Source organism: Nonomuraea sp. NPDC050691 (assembly GCF_040654455.1).
Classification (GTDB): domain Bacteria; phylum Actinomycetota; class Actinomycetes; order Streptosporangiales; family Streptosporangiaceae; genus Nonomuraea.
Genome location: NZ_JBFAIA010000286.1, coordinates 1 through 6,479, shown reverse-complemented (window position 1 = coordinate 6,479; position 6,479 = coordinate 1). Strand labels below are relative to the sequence as shown.

Below are 6,479 nucleotides of genomic sequence, written 5' to 3'. Positions count from 1 at the left end.
CGCCTCGGGCGACCCGCCGCCGGCCGCCCTGGCGCCGGTGGCCCGGGCCGTGTGGGGCGACCGGCCGATCACGGCCGTCTACCGGGAGCGCAGCCGCACCCTGGAGCCGTACGGGCTGGTCCTGAAGGCGGGCGTGTGGTACCTCGTGGCCCGGATCCGGGCGCGGTTCCTCACCTTCCGGGTGGACCGCTTCGGCGCGGTCGAGCCGCACGAGGGCGCGTTCGCGCGGGACCCCGGATTCGACCTGGCGGCGTTCTGGGCCGGGCACGCGGCGTCCTTCGCCCGCTCGCTGCTGCGCGAGACGGTCACGCTGCGGCTGACGGAGGCCGGGGTGCGGATGCTGCGGCACATCGCCGACCCGGCGGCGCTGGACGACGCGCTCGCCTCGCTGCGGCCCGACGGCACCGTGCGGCTCGGCGTCGAGTCGGTGGCCGTGGCGTACAGTCAGGTCCTGCGCTTCGGGCCGGAGGCGGAGGTGCTGGAGCCGCCGGAGCTGCGCGCCCTGGTCGCGAGCGCCGCCGCCCGCATGGCGAGGCTGTACGAGGGGAATGCCTCCTCCTAGGAGGGCGCTCCGCGGGACGTGATCGACCGTTCGGCGCGGCGGTACGACCATTCGGCGATCCGTGACCTGCCCGGAACACCGGCCTGTCTAAGGTGCGGGGTCGAGAGCTGCCTCTCCTCACTTCCAAGGAGACCGCCTTGCCCGATGACAAGAGTGACCGCAGCCCCTGGTACTGGCTGCTGCTCGTGCCCATCGTCATCCCCCTCATGACGTTCCTGTACAACGCCGACGAACCACGGCTGTTCGGCTTCCCGCTCTTCTACTGGCTGCAGATCGCCTTCATCGCCCTCGGCGTCGGGACGACCACGCTGGTCTACCGGATGACGAGGAGGCGGCCATGAGCCTGCACATGACCGAGATCGTCATCTTCACCGCGCTGTTCCTGCTGGTCAGCGGGATGGGCTTCGTCGCCGCCCGGTGGCGCCGCCCCACGGACCTGGCCAGCCTGCACGAGTGGGGGCTCGGCGGGCGCAACTTCGGCTCGTGGATCACCTGGTTCCTCATCGGCGGCGACCTGTACACCGCCTACACGTTCGTGGCCGTGCCCGCGCTGCTGTTCGGCGCGGGCGCCGCCGGGTTCTTCGCCGTGCCGTACACGGTGATCACCTATCCGATCGTGTTCCTCGTCATGATCCGGCTGTGGTCGGTGTCGCACGTGCACCGGCTGGTCACCCCGGCCGACTTCGTGCGCGCGCGCTTCGGCTCGCCCACCCTGGCGCTGCTGGTGGCGATCACCGGCATCCTGGCGACCATGCCGTACATCGCGCTCCAGCTCGTCGGCATCGAGGCCGTGCTGAAGACCATGGGCGTGACGGGCAGCGGGTTCCTCAGCGACCTGCCGCTGATCGTGGCGTTCGTGATCCTGGCGGCCTACACCTACCAGTCGGGGTTGCGCGCGCCGGCGCTCATCGCGTTCGTCAAGGACGTCCTCATCTACCTCGTCATCCTGGTGGCGATCATCTACATCCCGGCCCGCCTGGGCGGCTGGGGCGCCATCTTCGACGGCGCCAAGGCCAAGTTCGAGGCCACCCCGGTCACGACCGACGGCTACCTGCTCAACGCCAACAACCAGCTCCAGTACGTGACGCTCGCGCTGGGCTCGGCGCTCGCGCTGTTCCTCTACCCGCACAGCGTCACCGGGGTGCTGGCCTCCCGCAACCGGGACGTGATCAAGCGGAACATGTCGGCGCTGCCCGCCTACAGCCTGCTGCTGGCGCTCATCGCGCTGCTCGGCTACATGGCGATCAGCGCGGGCGTCAAGCCGATCGGCAAGGACGTCAACACGGTGGTGCCGCAGCTGTTCGACAGGATGTTCCCCGACTGGTTCACGGGGATCGCGTTCGCGGCGATCGGCATCGGCGCGCTGGTGCCCGCGGCCATCATGTCGATCGCGGCGGCCAACCTGTTCACCCGCAACATCTACCGCGAGTACGTCAACCGCACACCGACCGACGCCCAGGAGGCGAACGTCAGCAAGGTGACCTCGCTCGTCGTGAAGATCGGCGCGGTGCTGTTCATCCTGCTCATCGACCCGCAGTTCTCGATCGACCTGCAGCTCATCGGCGGCGTGATGATCCTCCAGACGCTCCCGTCGGTGGCGCTCGGCCTGTTCACGCGCTGGTTCCACCGGGCCGGGCTGATCGCCGGCTGGGTCGCCGGGATGGGCGGCGGGCTGCTGATGCTCTACAGCATCCCCAACCCGGCCATCAAGCACGCGCACTTCGGCGGCTCGGCGTTCCCGCTGACCAAGCTCGGCCTCGACACGAAGATCACCGTCTACGCGGGCTTCCTGGCGCTGCTGCTCAACCTGGCAGTGGCCGTCATCGGCACGCTCGTCGCGCGCGCGGCCAAGGCTCCGGACGGGCCCGACGCGACCCGGCCCGGCGACTACACGGCCGACGAGGGCGACCCGCAGGTCAAGGACATCAAGCTCACCGGATCCACGTGATCCTCGCCGCGTCTCACATCTCGGGACGCCCGTCCTCATTTAGGCCAAACCGTAATACTCGTGACATTGGGCTTAATACCCCAGTGAAGCTAATCTCCTGCCGTTGACCATGAAGTCAGGAGCCGGTCAGACGACCGGCTCCTGCATCCGTTCACGCGGATACGGCTTAACGGAGGGGTCGAGTGACAACCCGGGAACCCGGGCAGCCGCGCAGCGACCGCAGTCCATGGAACTGGCTGCTCGTCCTGCCCATCGTGCTGCCCCTGATGACGTTCCTGTTCAACGCCGACGAGCCCCGGCTGCTCGGCTTCCCGCTGTTCTACTGGCTGCAGATCGCCTTCATCGCCGTCGGCGTCGCCTGCACCACGATCGTCTACAGGATGACCCGATGAACGGGCACACGACCGAGCTGGTCATCTTCACGCTGCTCTTCCTCGTGGTCAGCGGCATGGGCTTCGTGGCCGCCCGGTGGCGGCGGCCCAAGGACATCGAGAGCCTGCACGAGTGGGGCCTCGGCGGCCGCAACTTCGGCTCGTGGATCACCTGGTTCCTCGTCGGCGGCGACCTGTACACGGCCTACACGTTCGTGGCCGTGCCGGCGCTGGTGTTCGGGGCGGGCGCGCTCGGCTTCTACGCGCTGCCGTACACGGTGGTCGTCTACCCGCTGGTGTTCCTGGTGCTGGCCCGGATGTGGTCGGTGTCGCACGTCCACGGGTTCGTCACGCCGGCCGACTTCGTCCGGGCCCGCTTCGGCTCGCCGACGCTGGCGCTGGTCATCGCCCTGACCGGGCTGGTGGCGACCATGCCGTACATCGCGCTCCAGCTCGTCGGCATCGAGGCCGTGCTCAAGGCCATGGGCATCACCGGCCACCTGCCGATCATCATCGCGTTCGCCATCCTGGCCGCCTACACCTACCAGTCGGGCCTGCGCGCGCCGGCGCTGATCGCGTTCGTCAAGGACACGCTCATCTACATCGTGATCCTCGCCGCGGTCATCTACATCCCGGCCAAGCTGGGCGGCTGGGGCACGATCTTCGACGCGGCCAAGGCCAAGTTCGACGCCACCCCGGCCCCGGCGGACGGCATCACGCTCACCGCCGCCAACCAGCTGCAGTACATCACGCTCGCGTTCGGCTCGGCGCTGGCGCTGTTCCTCTACCCGCACAGCCTCACCGGCGTGCTCGCCTCGAAGAACCGGGGCGTGATCAAGCGGAACATGGCGGCCCTGCCCGCCTACAGCTTCCTGCTCGGCCTCATCGCCCTGCTCGGCTTCATGGCCATCGCCGCGGGCACCAAGCCCGTCATCGGCGCCACCGGCAAGCCGGACACCAACACGATCATCCCCCGGCTGTTCGACCAGATGTTCCCCGACTGGTTCACCGGCATCGCGTACGCGGCCGTGGGCATCGGCGCGCTGGTGCCGGCGGCGATCATGTCGATCGCGGCGGCCAACCTGTTCACCCGCAACATCTACCGGGAGTACATCAACAAGCAGGCCACCGACGCCCAGGAGGCCAAGGTGTCCAAGCTGGTGTCGCTGGTCGTCAAGGTCGGCGCGGTGCTGTGCATCCTGCTCCTCGACCCGCAGTTCTCCATCGACCTCCAGCTCATCGGCGGCGTGATCATGCTGCAGACGCTGCCCGCCGTGGGGCTCGGCCTCTACACGCGCTGGTTCCACCGGGGCGGCCTCATCACCGGCTGGGCGGCGGGCCTGGCGGCCGGCATGTGGATGCTGTACCTCATCCCGAACCCGGCCAACGGCAAGGCCCACTTCGGCGGGTCGGCGTTCGCGCTGAAGAACCTCGGCCTCGACACCCCCATGACCGTGTACGCCGGCTTCCTCGCCCTCGCGGTCAACCTCGTGGTCTCCGTGCTGGCCACCCTGGCCTTCCGCGCCGCCAAGGTGGCCGAGGGCGAGGACGCCACGTCCCGCGACGACTACTTCGCCGACGAGGGCGACCCCAAGGTCAAGGACCTCGACCTGTCGGCCGCGCACTGACCTGTCCCACTCAGAGGCCCGTCTCCTCCGCGGAGGCGGGCCTCTCGCCGTCCTCCGGGCCCGTCGAAAACCCGTTGCGCACGGCCGCGCACGAACCGCACGCTGGAGCGGTGGTCATCCTGAAGGCGACGCGCCTGGCGAAGAGGTTCGGGCCTGTGACGGCCGTCCACGACGTGAGCATCACCGTGGCCGAGGGCGAGGTGGCCGCGCTGCTCGGCCCCAACGGCGCCGGCAAGTCCACCACCCTGCACATGCTGCTCGGGCTCATCACCCCCGACGCGGGCACGATCACCCTGTTCGGCATGGAGCTGGCGCGGCACCGCATCGAGGCGCTGAGCCGGGTCAACTTCGCCGCCAGCTACGTCGACCTGCCCGGGCCGCTGCTGGTGCAGGAGGTGCTCGACGTGTTCGCCCGCTTCTACGCCGTACGGCGGCCCAAGGAGCGGGTGGCCGAGATGATCGAGCTGCTGGAGCTGGGCCCGCTGCGCCGGCGGCGGGTGATGGACCTGTCCTCCGGTCAGCGCACCCGCGTCCAGCTGGCCAAGGCGCTGGTCAACGCGCCCCGGCTGCTCGTGCTGGACGAGCCGACGGCCAACCTCGACCCCGACGCCGGCGACCGGATCCGCGGCCTGCTGTCGCGGGTGGCCCGCGACAGCGGCGCCGCGATGCTCATCACCTCCCACAACATGCGCGAGGTCGAGCGGATGTGCGACCGGATCCACTTCGTGGCCGAGGGCCGCGTCGTGGCCGCCGGCAGCGCCGCCGAGCTGGCCGGCCACTACGGGGCCGAAGACCTGGAAGAGGTGTTCCTGAAGGTGGCACGCGGATGACGGCACTCCCCATCCCCCCGGCCCCGGCCCCGGGCCCGAGCCCGGCTCTGACGCTGGCCCCGCTGAGCTTCGCCGCCCGGCGCAGCCGCGTCCTCGGCGTGGTGCGCCGCGACTTCGCCGCGCTGCGCCGCAGCCCGATCCGCATCTTCGAGATCCTGTTCTGGCCGACGGTCGAGCTGCTGCTGTGGGGGTTCGTCACGCTGTTCCTCCAGACGCAGCGGGTGCCGTTCGTGGTGGCGTTCCTCCTCGGCGCGGTGCTGCTCTGGCAGGTGCTGCAGAAGGCCAGCAACGAGATCTCCATCGCCTTCCTCGAGGACGTCTGGTCGCGCAACCTGCTCAACGTGCAGGTCAGCCCGCTGTCCAGCACCGAGTACCTGGTCGGGCTGGTGCTGTTCTCGCTGGGCAAGGTGCTCTTCGCGGTCACGGTGATGGCCGGGCTCGCCTACGCGCTCTACGGGTTCGGGGTGACGAGCCTCGGCGTGGGGCTGGTGCCGTTCATGGCGGTGCTGCTCCTGCTCGGCTGGTCGCTGGGGCTGGTCGGCATCGCCGCCGTGCTGCGCTTCGGCGAGAACGCGCAGGTGATCGCCTGGTCGCTGGCGTTCGTGGTGCAGCCGCTGGCCGGGATCTTCTACCCGGTGTCGGTGCTGCCGGCGCCGCTCCAGGCGGTGTCGTGGTTCCTGCCCGCCTCGCACGTCTTCGAGGGGATGCGCACGGTGATGTCCGGCGGGGCCGTGCCCTGGGACCGGCTGGCGTGGGCGGGCGCGCTCAACGTCGTCTACCTGGCGCTCACGCTCGGGCTGTACGCGTGGGCGCTCGGCTACGCCCGCCGGCACGGCAAGCTGTCCCGCTTCGGCGACTGATCAACCGTCCCGCCGGGCCGCGGTCCGCCCGCCCCCTCGTGCCGAGGCGTCCTCCGGCCGCACGTTCTCCGGGGCCCTCGGACTCCGCCGTACGGGCGGGGTCCCCCGATCGCGCCGTACGGACACGGTCTCCCGACTCCGCCGTACGGGCAGCGACGAGGCCACCAGGAGGAGCCCGAGCAGCGCGTACAGGCCCGTCGCCCCCGCCAGGGCGCCCGGCGGCTCGCCCGCGGGCGGCAGGAGGCGGGGCAGCCGCCCGGCGAGCTCCACCGCGAGCTCC

General features: G+C 70.3%; 8 protein-coding genes. 7 read left to right on the top strand and 1 reads right to left on the bottom strand.

Annotation, left to right across the window (positions count from 1 at the left end; genetic code table 11):
* The 7 genes from AB0H81_RS43300 to AB0H81_RS43270 all read left to right on the top strand — a co-directional run.
* Positions 1-562, top strand: a 562-nt coding sequence (locus AB0H81_RS43300) for a WYL domain-containing protein (RefSeq protein ID WP_358387884.1), incomplete at its 5' end; no start/stop codon positions are given.
* A gap of 137 nt (positions 563-699) precedes the next feature.
* A complete protein-coding gene (locus AB0H81_RS43295) occupies positions 700-903 on the top strand; it encodes a DUF3311 domain-containing protein (RefSeq protein ID WP_358387882.1) in 204 nt (67 codons plus the stop codon).
* Entirely contained in the window at positions 900-2,510 is a 1,611-nt protein-coding gene (gene mctP / locus AB0H81_RS43290) for a monocarboxylate uptake permease MctP (RefSeq protein ID WP_358387880.1), read from the top strand. The genes AB0H81_RS43295 and mctP (AB0H81_RS43290) overlap by 4 nt, the downstream gene beginning before the upstream one ends.
* Before the next feature lie 182 nt (positions 2,511-2,692).
* A complete protein-coding gene (locus AB0H81_RS43285; protein ID WP_358387877.1) occupies positions 2,693-2,902 on the top strand; it encodes a DUF3311 domain-containing protein in 210 nt (69 codons plus the stop codon).
* Positions 2,899-4,509, top strand: a complete 1,611-nt coding sequence (gene mctP / locus AB0H81_RS43280) for a monocarboxylate uptake permease MctP (RefSeq protein ID WP_358387874.1) — start codon at positions 2,899-2,901, stop codon at positions 4,507-4,509. The genes AB0H81_RS43285 and mctP (AB0H81_RS43280) overlap by 4 nt, the downstream gene beginning before the upstream one ends.
* Positions 4,510-4,619: 110 nt before the next feature.
* Positions 4,620-5,339, top strand: coding sequence for an ABC transporter ATP-binding protein (locus AB0H81_RS43275; RefSeq protein ID WP_358387872.1), 720 nt, complete (start codon positions 4,620-4,622; stop codon positions 5,337-5,339).
* Positions 5,336-6,199, top strand: a complete 864-nt coding sequence (locus AB0H81_RS43270) for an ABC transporter permease (RefSeq protein WP_358387869.1) — start codon at positions 5,336-5,338, stop codon at positions 6,197-6,199. The genes AB0H81_RS43275 and AB0H81_RS43270 overlap by 4 nt, the downstream gene beginning before the upstream one ends.
* On the opposite strand, the gene AB0H81_RS43265 is transcribed toward AB0H81_RS43270, so the two are convergent.
* Positions 6,200-6,479, bottom strand: a 280-nt coding sequence (locus tag AB0H81_RS43265; RefSeq protein WP_358387866.1) for a hypothetical protein, incomplete at its 5' end; no start/stop codon positions are given.

Excerpts from the sequence above, each read along its gene's own strand:
- mctP (WP_358387880.1), top strand. The coding sequence starts at position 900 with ATGAGCCTGCACATGACCGAGATCGTCATCTTCACCGCGCTGTTCCTG.
- mctP (WP_358387874.1), top strand. The coding sequence starts at position 2,899 with ATGAACGGGCACACGACCGAGCTGGTCATCTTCACGCTGCTCTTCCTC.
- AB0H81_RS43270 (WP_358387869.1), top strand. The coding sequence starts at position 5,336 with ATGACGGCACTCCCCATCCCCCCGGCCCCGGCCCCGGGCCCGAGCCCG.